22 protein-coding genes are annotated in these 26,916 nt (G+C 68.1%); 18 read left to right on the top strand and 4 right to left on the bottom strand.

What is annotated here, in order from left to right; all coding sequences use genetic code 11:
• Window position 1: 1 nt before the first annotated feature.
• Window positions 2-3,142 carry an NAD-glutamate dehydrogenase domain-containing protein gene (locus tag AB0I14_RS11885; RefSeq protein ID WP_358020665.1) on the bottom strand — a complete coding sequence of 1,047 codons (3,141 nt, stop codon included), beginning with the start codon at window positions 3,140-3,142 and terminating at the stop codon, window positions 2-4.
• A 177-nt stretch (window positions 3,143-3,319) separates the two neighbouring features.
• Between AB0I14_RS11885 and gabT the strand changes: the two genes are divergently transcribed.
• The 5 genes from gabT to AB0I14_RS11860 all read left to right on the top strand — a co-directional run bounded on the left by gabT (window position 3,320) and on the right by AB0I14_RS11860 (window position 10,172).
• On the top strand, window positions 3,320-4,678 hold the full coding sequence (gene gabT / locus AB0I14_RS11880; RefSeq protein WP_358020662.1) for a 4-aminobutyrate--2-oxoglutarate transaminase: 1,359 nt from the start codon (window positions 3,320-3,322) through the stop codon (window positions 4,676-4,678).
• A gap of 36 nt (window positions 4,679-4,714) precedes the next feature.
• On the top strand, window positions 4,715-5,908 hold the full coding sequence (locus AB0I14_RS11875) for an acyl-CoA dehydrogenase family protein (protein ID WP_358020659.1): 1,194 nt from the start codon (window positions 4,715-4,717) through the stop codon (window positions 5,906-5,908).
• 34 nt (window positions 5,909-5,942) lie between these two features.
• Entirely contained in the window at window positions 5,943-7,409 is a 1,467-nt protein-coding gene (locus AB0I14_RS11870) for an aldehyde dehydrogenase family protein (protein ID WP_358020656.1), read from the top strand.
• Window positions 7,406-8,521 carry a CoA transferase gene (locus tag AB0I14_RS11865; protein WP_358020653.1) on the top strand — a complete coding sequence of 372 codons (1,116 nt, stop codon included), beginning with the start codon at window positions 7,406-7,408 and terminating at the stop codon, window positions 8,519-8,521. Before AB0I14_RS11870 ends, AB0I14_RS11865 begins: the two co-directional genes overlap by 4 nt.
• Before the next feature lie 106 nt (window positions 8,522-8,627).
• A complete protein-coding gene (locus tag AB0I14_RS11860) occupies window positions 8,628-10,172 on the top strand; it encodes a PucR family transcriptional regulator ligand-binding domain-containing protein (protein ID WP_358020650.1) in 1,545 nt (514 codons plus the stop codon).
• Window positions 10,173-10,221: 49 nt separating this feature from the next.
• Here AB0I14_RS11860 and AB0I14_RS11855 read toward each other — a convergent pair whose 3' ends face one another.
• Window positions 10,222-11,073, bottom strand: a complete 852-nt coding sequence (locus AB0I14_RS11855; RefSeq protein ID WP_358020647.1) for a dienelactone hydrolase family protein — start codon at window positions 11,071-11,073, stop codon at window positions 10,222-10,224.
• A gap of 116 nt (window positions 11,074-11,189) precedes the next feature.
• Here AB0I14_RS11855 and glmS point away from each other — a divergent pair, with 116 nt between their 5' ends.
• Genes glmS through AB0I14_RS11840 form a run of 3 tightly spaced genes read left to right on the top strand, consistent with a single transcriptional unit; the run spans window position 11,190 to window position 15,162 of the window.
• The gene (gene glmS / locus AB0I14_RS11850) at window positions 11,190-13,067 is read left to right on the top strand and encodes a glutamine--fructose-6-phosphate transaminase (isomerizing) (RefSeq protein WP_358020644.1); all 1,878 of its coding nucleotides are present in this window, start codon (window positions 11,190-11,192) and stop codon (window positions 13,065-13,067) included.
• 9 nt (window positions 13,068-13,076) lie between these two features.
• A complete protein-coding gene (locus AB0I14_RS11845; RefSeq protein WP_358020641.1) occupies window positions 13,077-14,219 on the top strand; it encodes a hypothetical protein in 1,143 nt (380 codons plus the stop codon).
• Window positions 14,220-14,223: 4 nt separating this feature from the next.
• Window positions 14,224-15,162, top strand: coding sequence for an alpha/beta hydrolase (locus AB0I14_RS11840; protein ID WP_358021276.1), 939 nt, complete (start codon window positions 14,224-14,226; stop codon window positions 15,160-15,162).
• On the opposite strand, the gene AB0I14_RS11835 is transcribed toward AB0I14_RS11840, so the two are convergent.
• The gene (locus tag AB0I14_RS11835) at window positions 15,083-16,039 is read right to left on the bottom strand and encodes a DMT family transporter (protein WP_358020638.1); all 957 of its coding nucleotides are present in this window, start codon (window positions 16,037-16,039) and stop codon (window positions 15,083-15,085) included. The two genes, AB0I14_RS11840 and AB0I14_RS11835, sit on opposite strands and share 80 nt — an antisense overlap.
• Before the next feature lie 57 nt (window positions 16,040-16,096).
• Here AB0I14_RS11835 and AB0I14_RS11830 point away from each other — a divergent pair, with 57 nt between their 5' ends.
• The 10 genes from AB0I14_RS11830 (at window position 16,097) to AB0I14_RS11785 (ending at window position 25,844) form a co-directional block, all read left to right on the top strand.
• On the top strand, window positions 16,097-17,509 hold the full coding sequence (locus AB0I14_RS11830; protein WP_358020637.1) for a PLP-dependent aminotransferase family protein: 1,413 nt from the start codon (window positions 16,097-16,099) through the stop codon (window positions 17,507-17,509).
• A 185-nt stretch (window positions 17,510-17,694) separates the two neighbouring features.
• Window positions 17,695-19,107, top strand: coding sequence for an NAD(P)H-hydrate dehydratase (locus AB0I14_RS11825; RefSeq protein ID WP_358021273.1), 1,413 nt, complete (start codon window positions 17,695-17,697; stop codon window positions 19,105-19,107).
• A 15-nt stretch (window positions 19,108-19,122) separates the two neighbouring features.
• Window positions 19,123-20,505 carry a glutamate decarboxylase gene (locus AB0I14_RS11820; protein ID WP_358020634.1) on the top strand — a complete coding sequence of 461 codons (1,383 nt, stop codon included), beginning with the start codon at window positions 19,123-19,125 and terminating at the stop codon, window positions 20,503-20,505.
• Window positions 20,506-20,574: 69 nt separating this feature from the next.
• Window positions 20,575-21,744, top strand: coding sequence for an alanine racemase (gene alr, locus AB0I14_RS11815; protein WP_358020631.1), 1,170 nt, complete (start codon window positions 20,575-20,577; stop codon window positions 21,742-21,744).
• Window positions 21,741-22,829, top strand: coding sequence for an alpha/beta hydrolase (locus AB0I14_RS11810; RefSeq protein WP_358020629.1), 1,089 nt, complete (start codon window positions 21,741-21,743; stop codon window positions 22,827-22,829). Before alr ends, AB0I14_RS11810 begins: the two co-directional genes overlap by 4 nt.
• Window positions 22,822-23,289 (top strand): tRNA (adenosine(37)-N6)-threonylcarbamoyltransferase complex ATPase subunit type 1 TsaE, encoded by a 468-nt coding sequence (gene tsaE / locus AB0I14_RS11805; RefSeq protein ID WP_358020626.1) that lies wholly within the window; start codon window positions 22,822-22,824, stop codon window positions 23,287-23,289. Before AB0I14_RS11810 ends, tsaE begins: the two co-directional genes overlap by 8 nt.
• On the top strand, window positions 23,286-23,924 hold the full coding sequence (gene tsaB, locus AB0I14_RS11800; protein WP_358020623.1) for a tRNA (adenosine(37)-N6)-threonylcarbamoyltransferase complex dimerization subunit type 1 TsaB: 639 nt from the start codon (window positions 23,286-23,288) through the stop codon (window positions 23,922-23,924). Before tsaE ends, tsaB begins: the two co-directional genes overlap by 4 nt.
• Entirely contained in the window at window positions 23,921-24,382 is a 462-nt protein-coding gene (rimI, locus tag AB0I14_RS11795) for a ribosomal protein S18-alanine N-acetyltransferase (RefSeq protein ID WP_358020620.1), read from the top strand. The genes tsaB and rimI overlap by 4 nt, the downstream gene beginning before the upstream one ends.
• Complete coding sequence (gene tsaD, locus AB0I14_RS11790) at window positions 24,379-25,401, top strand: tRNA (adenosine(37)-N6)-threonylcarbamoyltransferase complex transferase subunit TsaD (RefSeq protein ID WP_358020617.1); 1,023 nt, start codon at window positions 24,379-24,381, stop codon at window positions 25,399-25,401. Before rimI ends, tsaD begins: the two co-directional genes overlap by 4 nt.
• Window positions 25,398-25,844 (top strand): nuclear transport factor 2 family protein, encoded by a 447-nt coding sequence (locus AB0I14_RS11785; RefSeq protein WP_358020614.1) that lies wholly within the window; start codon window positions 25,398-25,400, stop codon window positions 25,842-25,844. Before tsaD ends, AB0I14_RS11785 begins: the two co-directional genes overlap by 4 nt.
• Here AB0I14_RS11785 and AB0I14_RS11780 read toward each other — a convergent pair whose 3' ends face one another.
• Window positions 25,845-26,879, bottom strand: a complete 1,035-nt coding sequence (locus AB0I14_RS11780) for a PucR family transcriptional regulator ligand-binding domain-containing protein (RefSeq protein WP_358020611.1) — start codon at window positions 26,877-26,879, stop codon at window positions 25,845-25,847.
• Between the last annotated feature and the right edge of the window lie 37 nt (window positions 26,880-26,916).

Raw genomic sequence — 26,916 nt, 5'->3', positions numbered from 1 at the left:
GTCAGCGGACCAAGGCATCGGTGTGCCGGAGCAACTGCGCGAGTTCGGCTTGGACGGTGACTCCCCGGGCAACGTCGATGACGCTGTCGCGGCCCAACTCGTCGCGCATCTGGCCGAACCGGGCCAGCGCCGCCGCCGCCCCGTGACGCCACACGCGCAGTGCTTCCTCGGGGTCGGCGGCCAAACTCAGCACGGCGGCCGTCAGCTGATGATGGGTATCGGCGAACTGGTCGTACAGGGCTGCGGCACCCATGGCGTCCCACCAGGTCGATGTGGTGTGCGCCCGCAGTCCGCGTTCGATCCAGTCCAGGTCGAGTTGGTCATCGATCGCCAGGAACACACCGGCCACCACGGTGATCTCTCCGCCCATTCTGGTGGCTGTGCGGCTGAGGTCCAATGAGTCCGGGCGAAGTCGCGGCCAACGGTCGCCGAAGTCATGGCGCTGGTGGTGCAGGGCGTCCACGTGTCGCCGGTAGGCCGCGATGGTGGTGCCGATGTCGAGGTTCCCGCTGTGGCGGCGCAACAGGCGCCCCGCGGTGTGTTCGATGAAGTGCTGCACCGAGTGAAGTGCAACGTTGCGCTGCGCCGGGCTGCCGGCGGTCTGCTCCAGCGCCTCGCGCCACATCTCATCGATCCCGAAGAGATGCCGCACCACGGTGTAGGCCGCCGCAACCGTCGGCGTGGATACACCCAGACGCTCGTCGAGTTGATAGATCAGGCCCGGACCGACGTGGTTGATCAGGTCGTCGGCGATCTGGGTGGCGATGATCTCCCGGGCGAGCCGATGACATGCGATGTCGGCATCGAGGTGGGTGTGGAACGGCGTGGGGAAGTAGTCGCGCAAGGCGGTGGAGAAGATGGGATCGTCGGGTACCGCGGAGCCCAGCAGCTCGTCGCGCACGACATTTTTGGAATGCGCCAGCAGCACCGCGATCTCCGGACGCGTCAACCCGCGGCCGGCACGAGTACGCGAGACGAGTTCGGCTCTGCTGGGCAGTATTTCGGCGGTCCGGCTGATACCGGAGACCTGCTCGAGATTCTCGATCAGTCGTTCGTGGCGGTTGAGCAGCTGAGCGGCTTGCGCTTCGGCCAAACCGATGGCCCGAACCTGGTTCTCACAGCCGCTCAGCACCGCGGCGGCGACCTCGTCCTGGCAGCCGGCCAATAACTCGTCGCGTCCGTCGACGCTGATGCGCTCGGCGCGCAGTGCCGACTGGAGGGCGATCTTGAGGTTCACTTCACGGTCGGAAGTGGCCACGCCCGCGGCGTTGTCGATGAAATCGGCGTTGATACGGCCGCCGGCCAACGCGTATTCGATGCGGGCACGTTGAGTGAATCCGAGGTTTCCGCCCTCACCGACAACCGTGACACGCAGTTCCTCGGCGTTGACGCGGATGGCGTCGTTGACCGGATCGGCTGCCTCGGCGTTGTTTTCGCGTGCCGACTTCACGTAGGTACCGATGCCGCCGTTCCACAGCAGATCCGCATCGGCGGTCAGGATGGCGCGGATGATGTCGTGGGGTGTGACGGCTTCGGCGGTGATGCCGAGCAGCGCACGGGCCTCTGCGGGCAGGTCGATGCGTTTGGCGTTGCGCGACCAGACCCCGCCGCCGGGCGACAGTGCGCTGCGGTCGTAGTCGTCCCAGCTGCTGGCCGGCATGGCGGCCAACCGGGTTCGCTCGGCGTAGCCGGCTCGCGGGTCGGGGTCGGGGTCGATGAAGACATGGCGGTGGTCGAAGGCCGCGACGAGTTTGAGGTTGGGCGACAACAGCATTCCGTTGCCGAACACGTCACCCGACATGTCACCGATGCCTACGACGGTGATTGCGTCGGCGTCGGCGTCGCGACCGAGGTCGGCGAAATGCGCGCGGACCGACACCCATGCCCCGCGGGCGGTGATGCCCATCTGCTTGTGGTCGTATCCCGCCGAACCGCCAGAGGCGAACGCGTCTCCCAACCAGAATCCGCGGTTCGTGGCCAGCTCGTTGGCGACATCGGAGAATCTGGCGGTGCCCTTGTCGGCAGCCACCACCAGGTAGGTGTCGTCACCGCCGTAAGTGACGGTGCCTTCGGGCGGGCGGACGCGATTGCCCACGAGGTTGTCGGCGAGGTCGAGCAGCCCGGCGACGAAGGCGCGGTAGGCCTGCTCGGGGCTGACCGTCGGGTTCTTGCGCACGAACGCGCCCTTGGCGCCGACCGGCACGATCGGTGAGTTCTTGACGGTCTGGGTCTTCATCAGCCCGAGGACTTCGGTCCGGTAGTCCTCGGGTCGGTCGGAGAATCGAAGGCCGCCCCGCGCGACCGGCCCACTGCGGGCGTGGATCCCTTCGACGTCCTCGCTGTCGACGAAGATCTCCCGGAACGGAACGATCGGCCCCCGCGGATGGAGCATCGAGGAGTCGATCAGGTACGACGCGTGGCGCTTGGGCCCGCCGTCTGGACCGCGTTGAAACCAGTTGGTGCGCAACGTCGCCGACACGAACGAGGTGAATGCCCGCAGAATCCGGTCCTCGTCGATCGACGTGGTCGCGTCGATGAGGTTCGCCAAGCGGCGCTGCGCGCCCGCCATCTGCGATTCTCGGTCGCCCAACTGCGGGTCGAACCGTGCCGCGAACAGGTCGACCAGGGTGGCAACGAAGTCGGCGTGCTCCGTCAGGGTGTCGATGATGTAACTGTCCGACATGGCCAACCCGGCCTGGCGCAGGAATCGGCTGGCCGAGCGCACCAGAACGACCTCGCGCCAGGTGATGTTCGCCGAGAGGATCAGCCGTGCATGGTCGTCGATCAGGAAGCCATGGGCGCTGCGCGCGGCGAACGCATCGGCCACCTTGTCTTTGCTGCCCGCACGCCATCGGTCGGGGGACGCGAAATCGAACACGGAAACGGTCAACGGATACCCGGTGGCATCGACGGTGCGCTGGGCCGCGACCTGTAGGCCGAAGTGCTCGAACAGGGCACATGCCTCGGTGAGCAACGGCGCCGGGTCGGCCCAGGCGACCACGGCGCGGGTGGTGTCCGCCGCGTCGTGGTCGACGAAGGTCAGGTGTTCACGCGGCGGCGTGCCCGGCGCCTGCATCCCGCTGAGCGCCTCGGTAATCGATGCGGTATCGCGCGGGGCGGCGGTTGCGAAGCCAGAGCCCATGGCGTGTCCCTCCATTCGTGTCCTGTCCAGTCGGCGCCCACAGTGTCAAGGACTTCGCCCGCCATTGATATCGCCGACATGGACAGTTCTGTTCAAAAATTTGTCCGACTCGGCGATAGGTGTGGTGGTGGTGTCATTCGTAGGCTGGCGCCCACATCGACGGAAGGAACGAGCGAGATGACGATGCTCGACACGGTGATCGGCGGTCCGGACCTGCGTCAGGAACGCCGACTGGTTACCGAGGTGCCAGGCCCGCGCTCCCGCGAACTGGCCGCCCGCCGCTCCAGCGCCCTGCCCGCGGGACTGTCCAGCAGCGCGCCGGTCTACGCCGCCGCCGCCGGTGGCGGCGTGATCGTGGACGTCGACGGCAACTCGTTCATCGACATGGGCAGCGGCATCGCGGTCACCACTGTGGGCAACGCCGCGCCGGCCGTCGTCGAGCGCGCCGCAGACCAGCTGGCCCGCTACACCCACACGTGTTTCCTGGCCACCCCATATGAGCCCTACATCGAGGTGGCCGAGATCCTCAACCGGCTCACTCCCGGAACGCATGAGAAGCGCACCGCGCTGTTCAACACCGGTAGCGAAGCAGTCGAGAACGCCGTCAAGTACGCCCGCGCCGCCACCAAGCGACCCGCGGTCGTGGTGTTCGACCACGCCTTCCACGGCCGTTCGCTGCTGACGATGACCATGACCGCCAAGAACCAGCCCTACAAGCACAGCTTCGGGCCGTTCGCCCCCGAGGTGTACCGGGCGCCGATGGCCTACCCATACCGCTGGCCGTCGGGTCCGGAGAATTGCGCCGCCGAAGCGTTCAGCCAGTTCACCCAGCTCATCGACGCCCAGATCGGCGCCGACGAGGTGGCCTGCGTCGTGGTTGAGCCCATCCAGGGTGAAGGCGGATTCATCGTTCCCGCCGACGGTTTCCTGCGCGCGGTGGCCGACTTCTGCCGCGACCGCGGCATCCTGTTGGTCGCCGACGAGGTGCAGGCCGGCATCGCCCGCACCGGAACCTGGTTCGCCAGTGAGCATGACGGCTTGGTGCCCGACATGATCGTCACCGCCAAGGGCCTGGCCGGCGGCATGCCGCTGGCAGCGGTCACCGGACGCGCCGACATCATGGACATCGCGCATCCGGGCGGGATCGGAGGCACCTACAGCGGCAATCCGGTGGCGTGCGCGGCCGCGCTCGGCGTCTTCGACGAGATCGAAAACCATCAGTTGCTCGACCGTGCACAGGCCATCGGCGACATCCTGGTGCGGGAACTGCGTGGCATCGCCGCCACGACAGAAGTTCTCGGCGATATCCGTGGCCGTGGCGCCATGATCGCCGCTGAACTCGTCGTTCCCGGTACCCGGACCCCCAACCGCGACGCCGTGGCCGCCGTCACCCGCCACTGCCTGAACAACGGTGTGCTTACGCTGACCGCTGGAACCTTCGGTAACGTGCTGCGCTTCCTGCCACCGCTATCGATCTCCGATGCCCTGCTACTCGAGGCGCTGGGGGTCGTACGCGACGCCTTCGCCGCGCTCTGACCTCACCAAACCGAATCATCGCCTAGGAGTTACCTCATGACGCTGACCGCTGCCCCGTCGGCCCCCAAGACCTACGGGCCTCTCGAGCTGTTCGACATCAACCGTCTGCTCGATCAGGACGAGCGCGACATCGCCGCGACGGTCCGACAATTCGTCGACACCCGGCTCAAGCCGAACGTCGAAGGCTGGTTCGAATCGGCCACCCTGCCCCGGGAGCTGGCCAAGGAGTTCGGTGCACTCGGGGTTCTCGGCATGCACCTGGACGGTTACGGGTGCGCCGGCACCAGCGCCGTCAGCTACGGGCTGGCCTGCACGGAACTGGAGGCCGGTGACAGCGGGTTTCGCAGCTTCGTCTCCGTCCAGGGCTCGTTGTCGATGTACTCGATCCACCGCTTCGGCTCCGAGGAACAGAAGAACGAATGGCTGCCCCGGCTGGCCGCCGGCGAGGCGATCGGCTGCTTCGGCCTGACCGAACCCGACTTCGGCTCCAACCCCGCAGGCATGCGCACCCGCGCGCGCCGCGACGGCAGCGACTGGGTGCTCAACGGCACCAAGATGTGGATCACCAACGGCAACCTCGCCGACGTGGCCACGGTGTGGGCCCAGACCGATGACGGCATCCGGGGTTTCCTGGTGCCCACCGACACACCGGGCTTCACCGCCAATGAGATCCACAAGAAGTTGTCATTGCGGGCATCGGTGACCTCGGAGCTGGTTCTGGACAACGTGCGCCTGCCCGCGTCGGCGCAGCTGCCTGAAGCCCGCGGGTTGTCCGGCCCGTTGTCATGCTTGAACGAAGCGCGTTTCGGAATTGTGTTCGGCGCGCTCGGAGCCGCTCGAGACAGCCTGGAGACCGCCATCGCCTACACCCAGAGCCGCGACGTGTTCGACCGGCCGCTGTCGAGCTACCAGCTCACTCAGGAGAAGTTGGCCAACATGACCCTCGAACTGGGCAAAGGGATGTTGCTGGCGCTGCACCTGGGTCGGATCAAGGACGCCGAAGGTGTGCGTCCCGAACAGGTTTCGCTCGGCAAGCTCAACAACGTGCGCGAAGCCCTGGCCATCGCGCGGGAATGCCGCACGCTCCTCGGCGGCAGCGGCATCACGCTGGAGTACTCGCCGCTTCGCCACGCCAACAACCTCGAATCGGTGCTCACCTACGAGGGCACCTCCGAGATGCACATGCTCGCGATCGGCAAGGCGCTCACCGGCCAGGCCGCGTTCCGCTGAGCCGTCGCAACCTGATTGGGGTTATCGAATGACCATGCACACACCTGCACAACTGCAGCACCTCGTTGCCGGGCAATGGGTTTCCGGCGAGGGTGACGGCATCCGTAGTGTCGACCCTTCGCGGCCACAGTCCGTGGTCGCCGCGGGCGGCGCCGCGAGTGCGGCCAATCTCGAAACGGCGGTGGCTGCGGCCGCCGAGTCCGGTCGCGCGTGGGCGGCCACCCCGATTGCCGCCCGCGGGGCCGTCCTGCTGGCCGCGGCCGAGGTCCTCGACGGCCACGCCGCCGAATGGGGCCGCGACCTGTCGATCGAAGAAGGCAAGACGCTGGCCGAAGGTGTCGGCGAAGTGCGTCGCGCCGCCCAGATCCTCCGTTACTACGGCAACGAAGGTGACCGCCAGGCCGGCGAGATCTATGCCTCCCCGCGCGCAGGCGAACAAATCCTGGTCACCCGCAAGCCGGTTGGCGTGGTCGGGGTCATCACCCCGTTCAACTTCCCGATCGCCATCCCGGCGTGGAAGATCGCGCCGGCACTGATCTACGGCAACTCGGTGGTGTGGAAGCCCGCGAGTACCGTGCCGCTGCTCGCGATGCATCTGGCGCACGCGCTCGACAGTGCGGGCCTGCCGGCGGGTGTGCTCAACCTGCTCATCGGCGGCTCAGCCATCGGCGACGGCATCGTCAACCACCCAGACATCGATGCCGTCACCTTCACCGGATCGACCGGCATCGGGCGGCGGATCGCGAGTCTGGCGGCTGCCCGCGGGGTTCCGGCGCAAGCCGAGATGGGCGGGAAGAACGCCGCGGTGGTGCTCGACGATGCGGATCTGGACCTGGCGGTCGAGCAGGTGATGCTGGGTGCGTTCCGCTCCACCGGTCAAAAGTGCACGGCCACATCCCGATTGATCCTCACCGAGCGAATCGCCGACCGCTTCCTGGGCGCCCTGGCCGACCGTGCCGGGGCACTCGTCGTGGGCGATCCGGTTGACGATGCCACGCAGATGGGGCCGGTCGTCAGCGATTCGGCGCACAAGACGATCACCGACGGCATCGAAACCGCGCGGGCCCAAGGTGCCACAGTCGTGGCCGGCGGGCAGCCCTATACCGACGACGCCCGGGCGCGTGGTTACTTCATCGCGCCGACCGTCATCGAACTCGGCGACCGCCCCGCCGACTTGTGGACCGACGAGCTGTTCGGCCCGGTGCTCGCAGTGCGCCGTGCCGCGGACGCCGAGGAGGCGTTCACGCTTGCCAACGACAGCGAATTCGGGCTCTCGGCAGCGATTTTCACCCAAGACCTGACCCGGGCACTGCAGGCGGTCGAACACATCGACGTCGGGGTCCTGCACGTCAACTCCGAATCGGCCGGTGCCGACCCGCACGTGCCCTTCGGTGGCGCCAAGAAGAGCGGTCTGGGCCCGAAGGAACAGGGATCGGCGGCCAGGGAATTCTTCACGCACACCACCACGGTGTATCTGCGCGGCGGAGCGCCGCGCTCATGACCGCCGGTGCGCTAGAGGGAATCACCGTCATCGACTTCAGTCGCGTGCTCGCCGGCCCGTACGCCACCATGATGCTCGGCGACTTCGGGGCCGAGATCATCAAGATCGAACGCCCCGGCATCGGTGACGACACCCGTGAGTGGGGCCCGCCTTATGACACGGACGGCGTGGCCACCTACTTCAACGCCGTCAACCGCAACAAGCGCTCGCTGGTGCTTGATCTCACCCGTCCCGACGACGTGGCCCACGCTCGCGAGTTGGTCAGCGGTGCCGACATTGTCGTGGAGAACTTCCGGCCCGGCACCATGGAGAAACTCGGTCTGGGCTACGACACCCTCCGCGAGGTCAAACCGGACCTGATCTACTGCGCCATCACCGGTTTCGGCCGTTCCGGCGGGGCTGACCTGCCCGGCTACGACCTGTTGGTCCAAGCGGTCGGTGGTCTGATGAGCATCACCGGCCCGCAACCCGGCGACCCCACCAAGGTCGGTGTCGCGATGGTCGACGTGCTCACCGGCGTGCACGCCATCACCGGCATCCTGGTGGCACTGGCCCACCGCGACCGCACCGGGGAGGGGCAACGCGTCGACACCGACCTGCTGTCCGTGCTGTTGTCCTCCATGGTGAACCAGGCTTCGGGCTTCCTGGGTGCCGGCACCATCCCGGCAGCCATGGGAAACCGCCATCCCAGCATCGCGCCGTACCAAACCTTCAATACCGCTGATCGACCCATCGCGCTGGCCGTTGGCAATGACAAGCAGTTTCGACTGCTGGTCACGGCCATCGAGCTCGACGCGCTCGCCGATGACGAACGCTTCACCTCCAACGCACTACGGGTGCGCCACCGAGATGAACTCTGCGCACTCTTGGAGGCCAGGTTCAGCGATCACGGCGCGGACCACTGGTACGACGTCCTCACCTCCGTGGGGGTGCCCGCCGGGCCCATCAACGACATGGCCGAGGCATTCGCCTTCGCTGAGAAGCTGGGATTAGAGGTGACTGTGCCGGTTCCGGGTAGCCGCACCCCGCAGGTCGCCAACCCGGTGTCATTGTCGGCCACGCCGCCGCAGTACCGCAGTGCACCGCCCCGACTGGGAGAGTGCACCGCCTGACAGGCGCACTGGCTGCCCTCGACGAAAAACGACGGCATGCCGCTGCTGGACCGCCGCCCACTGCGGCAAGGGTCCTAGCATTAGCTGTGGTGTTAGGTGATTCCCCATGGCGATGACCGTGCGCCGGCTCGTGCAGACCCCGGCACTGGGCCTGACATTGATAGCCGGCCGCGACGGGGCCGACCGTTCGATCGCCTGGGCTCACGCGATCGAGCTGGAGGACCCGACGCCGTACCTCTCGGGCGGCGAACTCGTCATGACCACCGGCATGAACGTCGGAGCCACCGCCGACCAGCAGTTCGAGTACCTGGCCCGGTTGTCGACGGCTGGGGTCGCCGCGCTTGCCTTCGACACCGGCACCACACATTCCGCCGTACCCAGGGGGATCATCGCTGCCGGCGATGCACTGGGAATGCCTGTGCTCAGCGTTCCTCCTGAAACTCCGTTCATCGCGATCACCCGCGCCATCATCGACGAAGTCACCGCCGACCAACTCCGCTCGGTCCAGCGCGTCGTCGACCAACAAGAAGTGCTCGCCCGTGAGACTCTGCGCGACGGCATACCCGCTGTCGTCGCCACGTTGAGCAAGCTCCTTTCGGCAACCGTTGTCGTCATCGACGTCGACGGCAATGCCTTGGCGGCCGACGGGCCCGAGACCGAGCACATCTGCGCGCTGGGCGCGAACCTCATCGATCACGGCACGAGCAGACGGGCCAAGCACGCCAGCCGTGTCGTCGCCGACGGCTCCGGGTACTGCACGCTTCAGGCGCTCAAAGCGGCCCAGCCGCTACGCGGATACCTCGCCGTCAAGACCAACGAGCCGCTGTCCTCCACTGAGCGTCTGCTCGTATCTCATGCGGTGTCGTTGATCTCCATCGAAATGGGGAAACCGGCCAAGATCCTGGACGCCGAGCACCGTCTGCGCGTCGCCACCACCGCCGGCCTACTCGCCGACTCTCCACCGGTTGACGACGCCGTCCTCAGGTATTTCCGGTTCGACCCTGACGATGACATCGTCGTTCTGGCGCTGAACGACACTGGACCCAGCCTCACCGCCGAAACTCAGGCGAATCGCGTGCTCGAGTCACGGCATTCGCGTTACCTGATGTGTTCCCGCGCCGGCGAGTTGATCATCATCCTGCCTGCCGCCGAATCCGGCACCGCAGAAGCCCTTGTCACCGAAATCGGTGCTCAACTGCAGAAGCGCCTACGTAGCGGGCTGAGCAAGCCCGCCACGATCGACAACATCGCAACCGCCCTGAACCAAGCCCACACCGCCGCTCTGTTCGGCAACGGCGACAAGGCATTCCACTCGTATGCCGACATCGGACTCCTCGACGTCATCCTCGGTGGGCGAAGCGCAGAAGAACTGAGTCTGATTACGGAACCCATTGCAGCGCTTGTCGAACAGGACAAGGGCGCGAACGACACCGGTGACGGCTTGCTCTTCACACTCGAAAGCTACTTACGGCACAACGGTCACCTCGAAGGTGCGGCAGCCGAATTGGGCATCCATCGCCACACCCTGCGCAACCGCGTCGCCAAGATCACCCAGCTCACTCTGCAAGACCTCCAAAGCCCTGACGTTCGGGCCCAGTTACTTCTTGCGATCCGAGCCCGTGAGCTACTGCAGATCAACTATCCGAACTGATATTCGGCCCGGCATCGACGAAATGGCCGGCGATTGCCACCCCGCCCGGTCACGGCTTGAGCAGCGCGACGACCTTGTCCTCCAGCGCCACCGGATCGGCGTTCGGGTCGGCCGTTTCGGCGTGGGGCAGTGCGGCGTCGGGATCGGCGAAATCGCGGTAGGTCTTGTCGCCGGCCAGCGTGGCCAGGAGGTACCCGGTGAGCAGGCCGCGCACGATCTTCTGGGTGTCTTTGTCGGCGCTGGGCAGTCCGATGAAACGGGCCAACCGGCGTCCCTCGACCAGGCCACCGGCCTGCGCCTTACTGACCGTCCGTAGCGTCGCGCCGTCCCAGACCCGGGCCAACTCCACGGCGTTCGAGCGCAGTGTCATCGGGTCGCCGGGGGCGGTCAGCACCAGGCCGGGCACCCGCAACGCCGACGCCGGCTGTTCGGCCGGCGGCTTCGTCACCGTCGGGAACAGTGACACCACTGCCTTCGGACGCTGCGCCGAACCTGCCATTCCCGCGGCGGCGAACACGGCCGCGGACCCGCCGAAGCCGTGACCCACCACCCCCCGCTTGCCCGGGTGCACGCTGATCTTGCCCGTACCCAGCCGCACCCCGGTGATGATTTCGAGGGCCGCGCCCAGGTCGAAGGCGAAATTGAGCACCGACGGAGCCACGCCGGTCTCGGTGTCGGGTGCCGCCGCCACGATGCCCCAGGACGCCAGGTGCTCGAGCGTGCCCGTGTAGTTGTCCGCCCGGGTCATCCACTCATGGCCGAAGACCACACCGGGCAGATTCAGGCCGGACTCCGGCGTGTACACAACTCCCGGCATGCCGGCGAACGCCAGGTCGCCCCGCAGGACTCGATGCGGTCCGCGGCGGGTCAACCCTGTGAAGAGCTTCTTTGTGCTGGCCACGCGTTGACCGTAGCGCAGGGCGCCGAATCCGCGCCCGGGTGCGAACACGGTGATATGCGTCAAACGCCGTCGCGCAGAATCGGGTCAGCGCTCCGGCTGCACTACCCTGGGACCCTATGTGTGGAATCGTCGGCTACGTCGGGGCGCGCCCGGCCCGCGGCATCGTCGTCGACGCGCTGCGGCGGATGGAATACCGGGGCTACGACTCCGCGGGAATCGCCTTGATCGACGGCAACGGCGGGTTGACGGTACGTCGCCGCGCCGGCCGCCTGGCCAACCTGGAGGCCACCCTCGCCGAGACCGACGAGGGTGTGCTGACCGGCACGACCGGCCTCGGCCACACCCGCTGGGCCACCCACGGCCGTCCCACCGACCGCAATGCCCATCCGCACCGCGACGCGGCAGCCAAGATCGCCGTCGTCCACAACGGCATCATCGAGAACTTCGCCGTCCTGCGTGCCGAGCTGGAAGCCGACGGGGTGGAGTTCTCCAGCGACACCGACTCCGAGGTGGCCGTGCACCTGGTGGCCCGTCAGTACGCCCACGGCGACACCGCCGGCGACTTTCCGGCGTCCGTGCTGGCCGTTCTGCAGCGCCTGGAGGGCCACTTCACCCTGGTGTTCGCCAATGCCGACGACCCGGGCACGATCGTGGCCGCACGCCGGTCGACTCCGCTGGTGGTCGGCATCGGCGAGGGCGAGATGTTCGTCGGCTCCGATGTGGCGGCGTTCATCGAGCACACGCGTAATGCCGTGGAGCTCGGCCAGGACCAGGCGGTGGTGCTGACCGCCGACGGCTACTGGATCACCGACTTCTTCGGCCGCGACGATCTGCAGGCCGGCCAGGACTACCGGGAATTCCACATCGACTGGGATCTCGACGCCGCCGAAAAAGGTGGCTACGACTACTTCATGCTCAAGGAGATCGCCGAGCAGCCCGCAGCGGTCGCCGACACCCTGCTGGGGCATTTCGTCGACGGCCGCATCGTGCTCGACGAGCAGCGCCTGAGTGATCAGGAACTGCGCGAGATCGACAAGGTCTTCATCGTCGCCTGCGGCACCGCGTACCACTCCGGCCTGCTGGCCAAGTACGCCATCGAGCACTGGACCCGGCTGCCGGTCGAGGTCGAGCTCGCCAGCGAGTTCCGGTACCGCGATCCGGTGCTGGATCGCAGCACGCTGGTGATCGCGATCTCGCAGTCCGGCGAGACCGCCGACACGCTCGAGGCGGTGCGGCACGCCAAGACGCAGAAGGCCAAGGTGCTGGCGATCTGCAACACCAACGGCAGCCAGATCCCGCGCGAGGCCGACGCGGTGCTCTACACCCGGGCCGGGCCGGAGATCGGTGTGGCCGCCACCAAGACGTTCCTGGCGCAGATCGCCGCGAACTACCTGGTGGGGCTGGCCCTGGCGCAGGCCCGCGGGACCAAGTACCCCGACGAGGTGGAGCGCGAGTACGCCGATCTTGAGGCCATGCCGGACATGATCAGCCGCGTGCTGGCCGGCATCGAGCCGGTGGGGCAGTTGGCGCAGCGCTTCGCCAAGTCGCCGACGGTGCTGTTCCTGGGCCGCCACGTCGGCTACCCGGTGGCACTCGAGGGTGCGCTCAAGCTCAAGGAGCTGGCCTACATGCACGCCGAGGGCTTCGCCGCCGGTGAGCTCAAGCACGGCCCGATCGCTCTGATCGACGACGACCTGCCGGTGATCGTGGTGATGCCGTCACCCAAGAATGCGCAGATGCTGCACGCAAAGCTGCTGTCCAACATCCGCGAGATCCAGGCCCGCGGCGCGGTGACCATCGTGATCGCCGAGGAGGGCGACGACACGGTGCGGCCCTTCGCCGATCACCTGATCGAAATCCCGGCGGTGTCAACGCTTTTCCAGCCGTTGTTGTCGACCATCCCGCTGCAGGTGTTCGCGGCCGGGGTGGCCCGGGCCCGCGGGTACGACGTCGACAAGCCCCGCAACCTGGCCAAGTCCGTCACCGTCGAATAGTCCGTCCGGATGCCCACTGCCAAGGAACTTCGCAAGCTCTGGGACCAACGGATCAAGGACGAGGCGACCGCACGCGGGCTGAAGTCGGTGGGCGGGTCCGTCTATCGGGCGGACGACGTGTACGTGGCCGTGCTTCTCCCCATCGCCGGTGTCGACAGGAAAGCCGAGTCCGTCCGGCTGACCTGGCGCGCGGAAATCAAGCCCCTGGTGCTCGATGAGATCCTGTGGGCGGCGTTCATGCCCGACCAGGATCTGGGTGGTCCCCGCAAGCGGCTCAACCTGCGCGTCAATGGTGCGTTCACCGTCTCGGGTCTGGAAATCGGTGCGGGGTCGGTGCAGGCGCAGCCCACTGACGACCCGGGTGTCGTCATCGCGGCGATGCTCGACGAATTCGACCGGCTCAGTGCGGAATTCATCGCGGCGCATCCAGACGTCGACGCGTATCTGACCGCGGTGCGGGCATGCCCGACCGAACAGGCGGGCCGGCCGCGCAACCGGCTGCGCGAGATCGTCACCCTGATCGCGGTGGGGGACCGTGACGCGGCTGCGGCATTGGCCGATGCCGAGGTGGCGGCAGGCGAGCAGGGGCCGATGTCCGGACCGCGCGGCGGCGTGTTCGAACTGTTGTCGGTGTCCTGCAAGCCGGCCGAGGTGCAGGCCGAGTACTGGGCCAGGACCGAGCCCACCCACAGATTGACGTTTGTTTCCGGTACGCGTGGCGCTGTCACCATCGACCGGGCGGCCGGGCGCGGAACCGGGGGATCGTTCGACCGTCGGCTGCGCGCCTTCAACGGTCACGACGACTTCGCGCTGATCCTCAGCCCGATCGCAGACGAGGGCAGCTATCTGCAGGCGGCGGGCTCCGGCCCGGACCGGATCACCGTGGAGATCCGGCAACGCGGTGGGCGGCAGTGGGGCGTCGAGTCGGTGCGCTACGTCATCGGACGCCCGGGTTCTGACGGCGCGGCGCTCGATCAGGCCATCGAGTTGCCCACCAGCACCCAGACTGTCAATGCGGCCGAGGTTTTCGAAGCCACGGAAGCCGCCGAACTGTTCGACCGGTACTACCGAACCGGGGCGATACCCGAGCACTATGTGTTGCGCCCGGTCGAGGGCTGGACCGCTGATGACGCGATCGTGCGGCTGGGCTGAACGGATGGACCTGCGGATCCCCAAAGTCAACGTCGCCGGGCGGTGGGACAGGGGTGGGCTGGGAGCGTTCGTCTCCGACGCAGCGTTCGAGCACTTCCTGGGCACCTACCGGGCCGGGATGGCGGCCTTGCCGCCGTTCGAATTGTTCGACGTGCCAACCTCGTTCGGAACGGTGCGGGCCTACCGTTTCGCCGGTCCGGACGCCGGTGCGCCGGTGGTATTGCTGCCGGGCCGCAACGCGTCGACGCCGATGTACCAGACCAACCTCGGGCCGTTGCTGGAACGGCGCGCCGTGTACGGCATCGACCTGCTGGGCGAGGCCGGTATGTCAGTGCAACACAAGGTGATTCGTAGCGGCCCGGACCAGGCTCGGTGGCTTGATGAGGCGCTGGCCGGCCTCGGACTGGCCAAGGCCCATCTGCTCGGCGTGTCCATGGGCGGGTGGACCGCCGCCAACGGTGCGGTGCATCGCCCCGGCCGGATCGCGTCGCTCACCCTGCTCGATCCGGTCTTCACCTTCACCGGTGTCACCGCCAAGGCGATACTCGCCTCGGTGGCGATGCTCGCGCCGGGCGTCCCGGAGCGTTGGCGCCTTCGGGTGATGAGCTGGATATCCGGCGGCGCCGATATGGAAGCCGCTGCGACCGAGGCCGCGCTGATCTCGGCGAGTTCCAAGGACTTCACGCTGCACACCCCGATGCCGAAACTGTTCAGCGACGAGCAGCTGCGAGGGCTCGACGTGCCGGTGCTGGCGTTGATCGCGGGCCGCAGTGTCATGCTCAACCCGACGCGCGCCGTCGCGCGGGCGCGAGACTTGCTGGCGCACGGCCAGATCGAACTCTGGCCCGACGCTTCTCACGCCATCAACGGTGAATACCCGGACGAGATCGCACGGCGGGCGGGCCGGTTCTGGGACGAGGTCGATTCCCAGCCCCCGATGTGAGCTCCCGTTCGACGACGTCGTCGTCACCCAGCCCGAATGCGAGCCCTGCGGCGATCAATCCGATGCCCGCCCACACCGGTGCCGCGGGCAAGGTGCCTGTGACCGGTATGCCGATCACGGCGGCTGCCACCGGCGCCACGCCCGTGAGCAGGCCGGCCCGCCCTGCGCCCAGCCGGCGCACGCAGCTGTACCACAGGACGAATGCGACGGCGGTGACGCAGACGGCCAGATAGCCGATCGCCAGAATCTCACCGGTATCGAAATAACTTGCGGCGCACCACCCTTCGGTACTCAGTGCAAGTACGCCGAATATCGCCGCAGCCATCCAAGTCGTGTGCACCGACACCCCGGCCGGGCTGTGTGAGGACAACACCGGCACGGCCAGGAGCGTGAAGCCGGCCTCGCATCCGAACACCACCAGCGCCCAGAGCAGGCCCACCGCGTCGGCATGGCCCAGTCCTTCGACGATGACTGCCCCGACGCTCACGACCACGGCGGCAGTCAGCACCCGGGTTCGGGCGCGGTACCCCTCGAGTAGGGGCCCGACGGCGGCGAGGGCCACCGGCACGCACGCCACTGCCACCGCCAATACGGCCGGCTCGGCGTGCTGAGATCCACGCACCAGGGCAAGGTTGAACAGCACCAGACCGGTGACGGTGACACCCAGCAGCCAGAGCCACTCGGTGCCTTGGGGGCGGCGCAGGGGTTGGCCGGTGAATCGGACCCAGGCGAGCAACAGCACGCACGCGATGCCGTAGCGCAATGCCTGCGCGGTGTGCAGAGGCGCGTCGGCGAGCGCGCCCGAGACGGCCACGCTGCCACCGACGAACGTCATGCCGAGTGCGCCGGACAGGCCGGCACGGGTGGGGCTGGACATGCTCCCATGCTGACGCCAATATGGTCCAACAAGTAGAACCAAGTTTGGATATCTGTCATGGACCAAATTGCGGGCGCGGACTTCCTGCAGCTCGACCCGGCGACCGCCCCGGCGCGCGGACTCACCGACTGGCTCGCGGACGCGCTGCGCACGGCGATCGCCGACGGGAGGCTGACCGCAGGCACCCGATTTCCGGCGACCCGGATCCTGGCCGGCGAACTGGGGGTATCACGCGGTGTCGTTGTCGAGGCCTATCGGCGCCTCGCCGACGAGGGGCTGGTGAGCGGGCACGCGGGTGGCGGCACCCACGTGCTCACGCAGCCGGTCCGGCCGCCACGGGCAGGCTCCACGGCGCCGGCCGTGTCACGTCTGCCGCGTCCCCGCCTGCCGGTAGGCGAAGGCATCGACCTCTCGCCGGGTGTGCCCGATCTGTCGGCCTTTCCGCGCAGCACCTGGTTGCGCGCCGAGCGCATGGTGTTGGCCGAGACCTCACCGGAAGATCTCGGCTACGGAGATCCGCGCGGCCATCCGCGGTTGCGGGCGGCACTCGCCCCGTGGCTGGGCCGGACCCGCGGGCTCCGTGTCGATCCCGACGACATCCTGGTGGTCGCGGGTGTCGCCCAGGCCGTTGCACTACTGGCCCAGCAGTTGCGCGGTGAAGGCCTCGACACGATCGCCGTCGAAGATCCCGGCTCGCGCGGGGCCGTCGACGAACTCGAGTACTGGGGTCTGCGCCCGGTGCCCGTACCCGTCGACGACGAGGGGATCCTCGTCACAGAGCTGGCCCCCACGGAGGCACCGACCGTCTTCCTGACCCCGGCGCATCAGTTCCCGACGGGCGTGGTGCTCGGCCCGCATCGGCGCCGCGAGCTGCTCCGATGGGACGGGGAGCTGATCATCGAGGACGACTACGACGCCGAATACCGCTATGACCGGGCACCCGTGCCGGCCCTGCACCCGTCGGCACCCGATCGCATCGCGTACGCCGGGAGCACCTCCAAAAGCCTGGCGCCCGCGCTGCGGCTGGGCTGGGTGGTTGCGCCCCCGCAGCGCCGTCCGGATCTGGTCGCAGCCAAGCATGCGACCGACCTCGGCAGCCCGACCGTGCCGCAGCTCGTGCTCGCGCGGCTACTCGAATCAGGTGAGTACGACCGGCATGTCCGGCTGGCGCGCACGCGGCACCGCGCCCGCCGCGATGCACTGCTGGACGTGTTGTCCGTCGCGATGCCCGCGGCGAAGGTGAGCGGTGTCGCGGCGGGCCTGCACCTGCTCGTCACGCTGCCCGAGGACGTCGACGACGTTGCGCTGGCGGACGATCTGCGTGAAGCCGGGGTCCTCGTGCATCCGGTGTCGTGGCACCGGCGGCTACCCGGACCGCCCGGTCTGGTTCTCGGGTACGCATCGCATCCACCGGACCGGTTACGCGAAGCCGCAGCCATAATCGCGCGCATCGTCGGGCGACGAAGCTGATCAGCCTGCGCGAAAGTGACGCAGTGGTCGTTCCGGCGACTCGGCAACAGCCCTACCGTCACTTTCGGTGACGCTCGGCGACACCGGTGGCCTGGTCGGAGCGAATCGGTGACTGCACCGAGCAAACACACGTAACCTGTTGGCGCGCGGCAAAGTCGAACACACCTCGAGTGGAGCGGGAGCTGATGCGGTACTACTTCTCGGCCGATGCGATCCGTGCCGCCGAGGCCCCACTGCTGGCATCGCTGCCCGACGGTGTGCTGATGGGCCGTGCCGCCTACGGGCTGGCGACGGCGATCGCCACGGAACTGAGGCTGCGTAGCGGTGGTGTCGCAGGCCGGCGGATCTGTGCGGTGGCGGGTTCAGGTGACAACGGCGGTGACGCCCTGTGGGCGGCGACGTTCCTGCGCCGCCGCGGGGCCGCGGCCGATGCGGTGCTGTTGAACCCGGACCGTACCCACGCCGAGGCCCTGGCGGCATTCCGGCGGGCCGGGGGTCGCGTGGTGTCCGGCGTCGCCGCAGCAACCGACCTGGTGATCGACGGAGTCGTCGGCATCTCCGGGCGCGGGCCGCTGCGCCCCGACGCCGCGGCGGTATTCGAGGCCAACACGGCACCCGTCGTCGCCGTTGACATCCCGAGCGGCCTCGATGTGCAGACCGGCGCCGCCGACGGCCCACATGTATGCGCCGCCCTGACCGTCACATTCGGCGGTCTGAAACCTGTACACGCGCTGGGTGAGTGCGGTCGCGTCGAACTCGTCGACATCGGGCTGGACCTGGCACCCACCGACCTGGCCGGCCTCGAGGCGGCCGATGTGCGTGAGCTGTGGCCGATCCCGGGTCCACGCGACGACAAGTACACCCAAGGTGTGACGGGCGTGCTGTCCGGTTCTGCGACCTACCCTGGTGCGGCCGTGCTGAGCACCGGGGCTGCGGTGGCCGCCACATCCGGCATGGTGCGTTACGCGGGAACTGCTGCGCCGCAGGTGCTTTCACACTGGCCCGAGGTGATCGCAGCGCCCACCCCGCAGGAGGCGGGCCGGGTGCAGGCCTGGGTGGTCGGACCGGGGCTCGGTACCGACGACATCGCGAAGTCCGCGCTGCGCTTCGCGCTCGAATCCGATCTTCCGGTGATCGTCGACGCCGACGCGCTCACCCTGCTGGCCGCCGACCCCGCCCTGCTCGCAGGCCGCGACGCACCGACTGTGCTCACCCCACATGCCGGCGAATACGAGCGGCTGGCCGGAGATCCACCGGGCGCCGACCGGGTGGCGGCGGCCCGCGGCCTTGTCGAACGACTCGGCGCCACAGTGCTACTCAAGGGCAATGTCACCGCCATCGCCTCGCCTGGGGAAACCACGTATCTCAACCCAGCCGGCCAATCCTGGGCTGCCACAGCCGGATCCGGCGATGTACTGTCCGGAATCATCGGCGCCCTGCTTGCCTCCGGACTGCCTGCCGGCGAAGCCGCGGCTGCGGCAGCCTTCGTCCACGCCCGCGCCGCCAACCTTTCGGCGGCCGATCCCGGTCCCAACCCGGCGCCGACCTCGGCGTCACGCATCCTCGCCCATATCCGCGCCGCGATCGCCGCGCTGTAGAAGAAAAGGATCTCCATGTCGCACAAGCACCGTCACGCCCCCCATATCTCGCCGGCCTACACCGGCAGGTTGGCGATGGCCCCTGTTCCGTCGCTGCGCCTGCCCGACGACGCGATGGAACCCGGTGCGGCGTACCGCTTCATCCACGACGAGCTGATGCTCGACGGCAGCTCGCGGTTGAATCTGGCGACGTTCGTCACCACGTGGATGGACCCCGAGGCCGAAAAGCTCATGGCCGAGACGTTCGACAAGAACATGATCGACAAGGACGAGTACCCGGCCACCGCCGCGATCGAAGCGCGTTGCGTGAGCATGGTCGCCGACCTGTTCCACGCCGAAGGGCTGAGCGACGAGGATTCGTCGGCCGCGTGCGGAGTTTCCACGATCGGCTCCAGCGAGGCGGTGATGCTGGGCGGGCTGGCCATGAAATGGCGGTGGCGCGAGAAGGTCGGGAAGGACTGGAAGGGACGCACGCCCAACCTGGTGATGGGGTCCAACGTCCAGGTGGTGTGGGAGAAGTTCTGCCGGTACTTCGATGTCGAGCCGCGCTACCTGCCGATGGAGGAGGGGCGCTACGTCATCACCCCTGAGCAGGTGCTCGACGCGGTAGACGAGGACACCATCGGCGTCGTCGCGATCCTCGGCACCACCTACACGGGCGAGTTGGAGCCGATCGCGGATATCTGCGCGGCGCTGGACCAGCTCGCACAGGACAAGGGTCCGGACATCCCCGTGCACGTCGATGCCGCCAGCGGCGGGTTCGTCGTCCCGTTCCTGCACCCCGACCTGGAGTGGGATTTCCGGCTGCCGCGCGTGGTGTCGATCAACGTCAGCGGTCACAAGTACGGGCTGACCTACCCGGGCATCGGCTTCGTGGTGTGGCGCAGCAAGGAGTACCTGCCCGAGGACCTGGTGTTCCGGGTCAACTACCTCGGTGGGGACATGCCGACGTTCACCCTCAACTTCTCGCGGCCCGGTAACCAGGTGGTGGGTCAGTACTACAACTTCCTTCGGCTGGGCCGGGCCGGATACACCCAGGTCATGCAATGCCTGTCGCAGACGGCGCGCTGGCTGGGGGACGAGTTGCGTGACAGTGAGCACTTCGAGCTGATCACCGATGGTTCGGCCATCCCCGTCGTCAGCTTCCGCCTCAAGGGCAAACCGGGCTACACCGAGTTCGACGTGTCGGAGGGATTGCGCTCCTTCGGCTGGCAGGTGCCGGCCTACACCATGCCCGAGGGGGCCACTGACGTCGTGGTGCTGCGGGTCGTCGTGCGCGAGGGGTTCTCGGCGGATCTGGCCCGCGCACTCAAGGAGGACACGATCACGGTGCTCGGGCGGCTCGACGCGCTCAAGCCGCGTGGAGCGTTCAACGACCTGCAGCCATTTGCGCACTGAGGCATCGAAACCGGTCCGCTGATCTGCCGGGATCGGTGCCTCTGGGACAATGGTCGGCGGTGATATGACATGCAGACGACCGAACTCTCGACATCGCTGACCCCGCAGGCGTCGCCGCAGGCGATGGTGGACCTGGGGGCGATCGAACACAACGTCCGCTTGCTGCGTGAACATGCCGGCAGGGCCCGGGTGATGGCGGTGGTCAAGGCCGACGGGTACGGCCACGGCGCCGTCGAGGTGGGCAAGGCCGCGTTGGCCGCCGGGGCAGCCGAACTCGGGGTCGTGACGATCGCCGAGGCGGTAGCGCTGCGCGCCGGCGGGATCACCGCCCCGGTGTTGTGCTGGCTGCACCCGCCGGGCACCGACTTCACGCCTGCGCTGGAAAACGATGTGCAGATCGCGGTGTCCTCGGTGCGTCAACTCGACGACGTGCTGGCCGCGGTTCGCCAGACCGGCCGCGCCGCGACGGTCACGGTGAAAGTCGACACCGGCCTGAGCCGCAACGGGGTCAGCCCGGCCGATTTCCCCGCGATGGTCGCCGCGCTGGCCCGGGCCAAGACCGACGGTGCGATCCGGGTGCGCGGCATCATGAGTCACCTGGTGCACGGCGACGAGCCCGACAATCCGTTCAACGAGCTGCAGGGCAAGCGTCTGACCGCGATGCGCGAGCAGGCCGCCGAGCAGGGCGTGGTGTTCGAGGTGGCCCACATCGCGAACTCGCCCGCGGCGATGACCCGCCCGGATCTGGCGTTCGACATGGTGCGGCCCGGGATCGCAGTCTACGGCCTCAGTCCCATCCCGGAGCGCGGCGATATGGGTCTGCGCCCGGCCATGACATTGAAATGCCCTGTCGCGCTGGTCCGTTCGGTGCACGCCGGCGACGGGGTGTCCTACGGTCACCGGTGGATCGCCGACCGGGACACCACGCTGGCGCTGCTCCCGGTGGGCTATGCCGACGGCATCTTCCGCTCGTTGAGCGGGCGGATCGAGGTGCTGATCAACGGCAGGCGCTGCCCGGCCGTCGGGCGGATCTGCATGGACCAGTTCGTCGTCGACCTCGGCCCGGACGCCACCGACGTCGCCGAAGGCGATGAAGCCATCCTGTTCGGCCCCGGGACCCAGGGCGAACAGACCGCCCAGGACTGGGCCGAACTGCTCGGCACCATCAACTACGAGGTGGCCACCAGCCCACGCGGCCGGATCACCCGCACCTACCTACAGGCAGGTCGCGAGCGTTGAGTCGCAATGCCCAGTGGCTGGCCGGTGCGGCCGGGCTCACCGCCGTGGGCACGGTGGCGGGCAGGTCGGTGGCGCGGTCGCTGACCCGGCGCAGCGGCGGTGAAGATCCGTACCTGGGGGAGGATTTCGAACGTCTGGATGCCGACCGCAGCTCCGTGGTGACGACCGACGACGGGGTGCCGCTGGCCGTGCGCGAGGTGGGCCCCAACGACGCACCGCTGACGGTGGTGTTCGCCCACGGTTTCTGTTTGCGCATGGGCGCCTTCTATTTTCAGCGCACCCGGTTGGCCGAACAGTGGGGCCCACAGGTGCGGATGGTGTTCTACGACCAGCGCGGCCATGGCCAGTCGGGGACGGCGCCGCCGGACACCTACACCGTCGAACAACTCGGGCGTGATCTGGAAGCCGTTCTGGCCGTGACGGTTCCACGCGGCCCCGCGGTGCTCGTCGGCCATTCGATGGGAGGCATGACAGTCCTCTCGCATGCCCGCCAGTTCCCGCACCGCTACCCGAAACAGATCGTCGGCGCCGCGGTGATCTCCTCGGCGGTCGAAGGTGTGGCGCGCTCACCGCTGGGGGAGATCCTGCGCAACCCGGCGCTGGAGGCGGTGCGTTTCCTGGCCCGCTATGCCCCCGGCGCGGTGCACCGCACCCGCGGCGCGGCCCGGTCGGTGGTCGGGCCGATCCTGCGCGCGGCGTCCTACGGCGACGAGTCGGTCAGCCCGAGCGTGGTCGAGTTCTCCCAACGGATGATGCACGGCACGTCGATCACCACGCTGGTCGAATTCCTGCACGCCCTCGAGGTCCACGACGAGGCCGGAGCCCTGCGGGTGCTGACCAAGGTGCCGACACTGATCGCCTGTGGTGACCGGGACCTGCTCACCCCAATGGAATACTCAAAGGCCATGGCCGCACAGCTACCCCGCTCCGAGCTGGTGATCGTCGGGGGAGCCGGTCATCTGGTCCAGCTTGAGGAGCCCGTGGTGATCGACGACGCACTGGTCCGTCTGGTGGAGCGGGCCACTCCCTCCAAACTGGTGACGCTGTCCCGCCGGGTCCGCGATCGGGTCCGGTTCCGTGGCTGAGCGCAGCGCCGGTACGGCCGAGCTCGCCACTACCGAGGACACCATCGCCCTGGGCGCGACGCTGGGTGCCGGGCTGAAAGCCGGTGACGTGGTGGTGTTGTCGGGTCCGCTGGGTGCGGGCAAGACCGTGATGGCCAAGGGCATAGCACAGGCAATGGATGTGGACGGGCCGGTGGTCTCGCCGACATACGTGCTGGCCCGGGTGCATCGCGCCCGGCAGGCGGACCGCCCGGCGATGGTGCACGTGGACATGTACCGGCTACTCGACCATCCCGGTGTCGACCTGCTGGGGGAACTCGACGCGCTCGACCTCGACACCGATCTGGACGATGCCGTGGTGGTGGTCGAGTGGGGTGAGGGTCTGGCGGAACGCCTTTCCGAACAACACCTGGACATCCGCATCGAGCGGGACACCGAAACCGAGACTCGCACGGTGATCTGGCAGTGGAGCGCCCCATGAATGTGTTGACCATCGACACCGCGACCCCGGCGGTCAGCGCAGGCGTGGTCCGTCGGGCCGAGGACGGCACGGTGCACACGCTGGCCGAACGGGTCACCGTCGATGCGCGGGCCCACGCCGAACAGCTCACGCCGAACGTGCTCGGCGCCGTATCCGATGCCGGCATCACGGTTGCCGATCTCGACGCCGTCGTCATCGGGTGCGGCCCAGGCCCGTTCACCGGGCTGCGGGTCGGGATGGCCAGTGCCGCGGCGTTCGGTCATGCGCTGGGCGTTCCGGTGCACGGGGTGTGCAGCCTGGACGCCATCGGTGTCCACACCGACGGCGACGTGCTGGTGGTCACCGATGCGCGGCGGCGTGAGGTGTACTGGGCGCACTACCGCGACGGAGTCCGGGTCGACGGCCCCGCCGTCAACGCACCCGCCGATGTGGCGGCCGTACTGCAGAGCTCAGTCGCTGCGGTGGCCGGTTCCCCCGAGCACGCTGCGCTGTTCGCCCTGCCCCGGCTCGACCTCGTATACCCGACACCCGCGGGCCTGGTGCGCGCCGTGACCGATTGGGATGACCCGCAGCCGCTGGTTCCGCTGTATCTGCGCCGGCCCGACGCCAAACCCTCTGCGGCGGTGCGGAAATGACCGTGTTCGATGCGCTTACCCGTGCCGACGCCACCCGGTGCGCGGAGCTGGAGGCCAAGCTGTTCGCCGGTGACGATCCCTGGCCGGCCACCGCATTCCTGGCCGAGCTCGACGCCAAGCACAATCGCTACCTGGCGGCCCGCAGCGACGGCGTGCTCGTCGGCTATGCCGGAATCGCCCGGCTGGGCCGAATGCGCCCGTATGAGTACGAGATCCACACCATCGGCGTCGACCCCGAATTTCAGGGGCAGGGGATCGGGCGTCGGCTGCTCGACGACATGCTCGGCTTCGCTTCCGGCGGAACAATTTTCCTGGAGGTCCGCACCGACAACGAACCGGCCATCGCGCTGTATGAGAGCGCCGGATTCGTCAACATCGGCCTGCGCAAACGGTACTACCGCGTCAGCGGGGCCGACGCCTACACCATGCAACGCCTTCCCCAAGGGGACCCGACATGATCATCCTGGCCATCGAAAGTTCCTGTGACGAAACCGGAGTCGGCATCGCCGAGCTTGCTGACGACGGGACGGTGAAGCTGCTGGCGGACGAAGTCGCCTCCAGCGTCGACGAGCACGCCCGCTACGGCGGCGTCGTGCCCGAGATCGCCTCGCGCGCACACCTGGAGGCTCTGGGGCCGACGATGCGCCGCGCCCTGGACACCGCGGGCATCGCCCGGCCCGACGTCGTCGCCGCGACCATCGGGCCCGGGTTGGCCGGGGCACTGCTGGTCGGGGTGGCTGCGGCCAAGGCATACGCGGCCGGTTGGGACGTCCCGTTCTACGGGGTCAACCATCTGGGCGGGCACCTGGCCGCCGACGTGTACGACCACGGGCCACTGCCCGAGAGCGTGGGCCTGCTGGTCTCAGGCGGGCACACCCACCTGCTGCATGTGCGGTCGCTGGGGGAGCCGATGATCGAGCTGGGCAGCACCGTCGACGACGCCGCCGGCGAGGCCTACGACAAGGTGGCCCGGCTGCTCGGACTGGGCTATCCCGGTGGAAGGGTGCTCGACGAGCTGGCCCGCACCGGGGACCGCGACGCCATCGTCTTCCCGCGGGGGATGACCGGCCCGCGTGATGACCCGTACGTGTTCAGCTTCTCGGGGCTCAAGACAGCGGTGGCCCGCTACGTGGAGGGTCACCCGGAGGCCTCGCAGGCCGACGTCGCGGCCGGCTTCCAGGAAGCCGTCGCCGATGTGCTGACCGCCAAGGCCGTCCGCGCTGCCACCGATCTGGGGGTGTCCACGCTGCTGATCGCGGGCGGGGTGGCGGCCAATTCCCGACTTCGTGAACTAGCCGAGGAACGCTGCGCGGCGGCGGGTCTGACGCTGCGGGTGCCGCGGCCGCGGTTGTGTACCGACAACGGCGCGATGATCGCCTCGTTCGCGGCACACTTGATCGCCGCCGGGGCGGAACCGTCGCCGTTGGATGCGGCCAGTGATCCGGGACTTCCGGTGGTGAAAGGGCAGGTGGCATGACATCGACGGTCGCGGACAAGCTTGAGGTCACCGAGCTGCTGTACCGCTACGCCGAGCTGATCGACGCCGGCGACTTCGACGGGGTCGGGAAGCTGCTGGGACGTGGCGCGTTCATGGGGGTGGCGGGGGCGTCGGCGATCGCCGGCCTGTTCGCCGCCAGCACCCGTCGGTTCCCCGAGCACGGCAATACTCCACGCACCCGGCATCTGGTGCTTAACCCCATCGTCGACGTCGACGGTGAGCGGGCCACCTCCCGCTCGACGTTCTGCGTGGTGCAGAAGACCGATACCGTGCCGCTGCAGCCGATCGTGGTCGGGCGCTACGCCGACGTCTTCGCCCGTGACGAACACGGTTGGTTTTTCACCGAGCGCACGGTCGATGTGGAGATGGTCGGGGACGTGTCCGACCACCTGATGATCGACCCGCGACAGTACGAACGGTAGTCAGCGCGCTTCGTTGATGTGGTGCACCCGCACGCTGACCTCCAGTTGGAAACGGTCGGCGGGGTTCTTCAGTGACAGCCCGGTGAGTTCCTCGATGAGTTTGATCCGGTACAGCAGGGAATGCCGGTTCAGGAACAGCGCCCGCGCCGCCGCACTGGTGTTCGTGGCCTCGTCGAGCAGGATCTCCAAGGTGTGCACCAGTTGTCCACGCCGGGTCTTGTCGTACTCGATGAGTGGTTGCAGCGTTCGCAGGACGGTGGCCATGCTGCGCGGGTGCTGACGGAGCACCTCGGCGAACTGCATCGGACCGACCGGTCCCTCAGGCAGTGACGGCGATACAGGCGCGGCGACGGCGACCGCATGGCCATGTGCGGGTGCCAACAGCGCCCAGGTCGCGAGACCTTCGGGGAGCCTGCTGAGTCGCTGCGCGGAATCGACCAACCCGGATACCGTCGATTCCGTTGGGGCCGAGGAGAAATGGCTCATTACAAGATCGTCGGTGACCGACGACGTGACCGTCAGGCCGGCGGCGAGTGCCAATTCGTGCAGCGCCCTGGCGAATCTGTCGGCGGCGTCGCTCCACCCGGCATCGTCGCGCACGCGGCGCCCGATGACCATCTGGACCCGGGTGTCCGGCGGGGACGGACCGACCAGCGGCAGGATGGTCTTCTGAACGTCGGCGAAGGCAATTTCCCAGGGCAGCAGCACAAATGGGCATGCATGCTGATCGGCGAGGGGGATCAGCAGGTCGAGGAGGTCGTGGGCATCCACATCGGGGGGTGGGCTGAGAATGATGCCGGCGGCCGGTGAGGCCACCAGAGAGACGAGGAATTCACGTACACCCGGCTGGTGGATGTCGGCACCGGTGGTGAGAACCAGGTCGCCGGGTCGGACGAAGTCCTCGGCGGGCGCGTGGATGATGTCCACCCAGCGGACCTCGCGGGCCAGTCCGCGGTGGCCCGCGACCACTGAACCCTGGTCCAGGGGTGGAATCGTCAAGACCGCCGCTACGCTCAGCGACGAGTCCTCGGACATGCCGCTTCCCTTCTGATCAACTGCTCGGCGGTACGTA

This window comes from Mycobacterium sp. NPDC050441, assembly GCF_040655355.1.
Classification (GTDB): domain Bacteria; phylum Actinomycetota; class Actinomycetes; order Mycobacteriales; family Mycobacteriaceae; genus Mycobacterium.
Note: the sequence above shows the minus strand (reverse complement) of the source record. Positions and strands in the feature narration are given on the sequence as shown.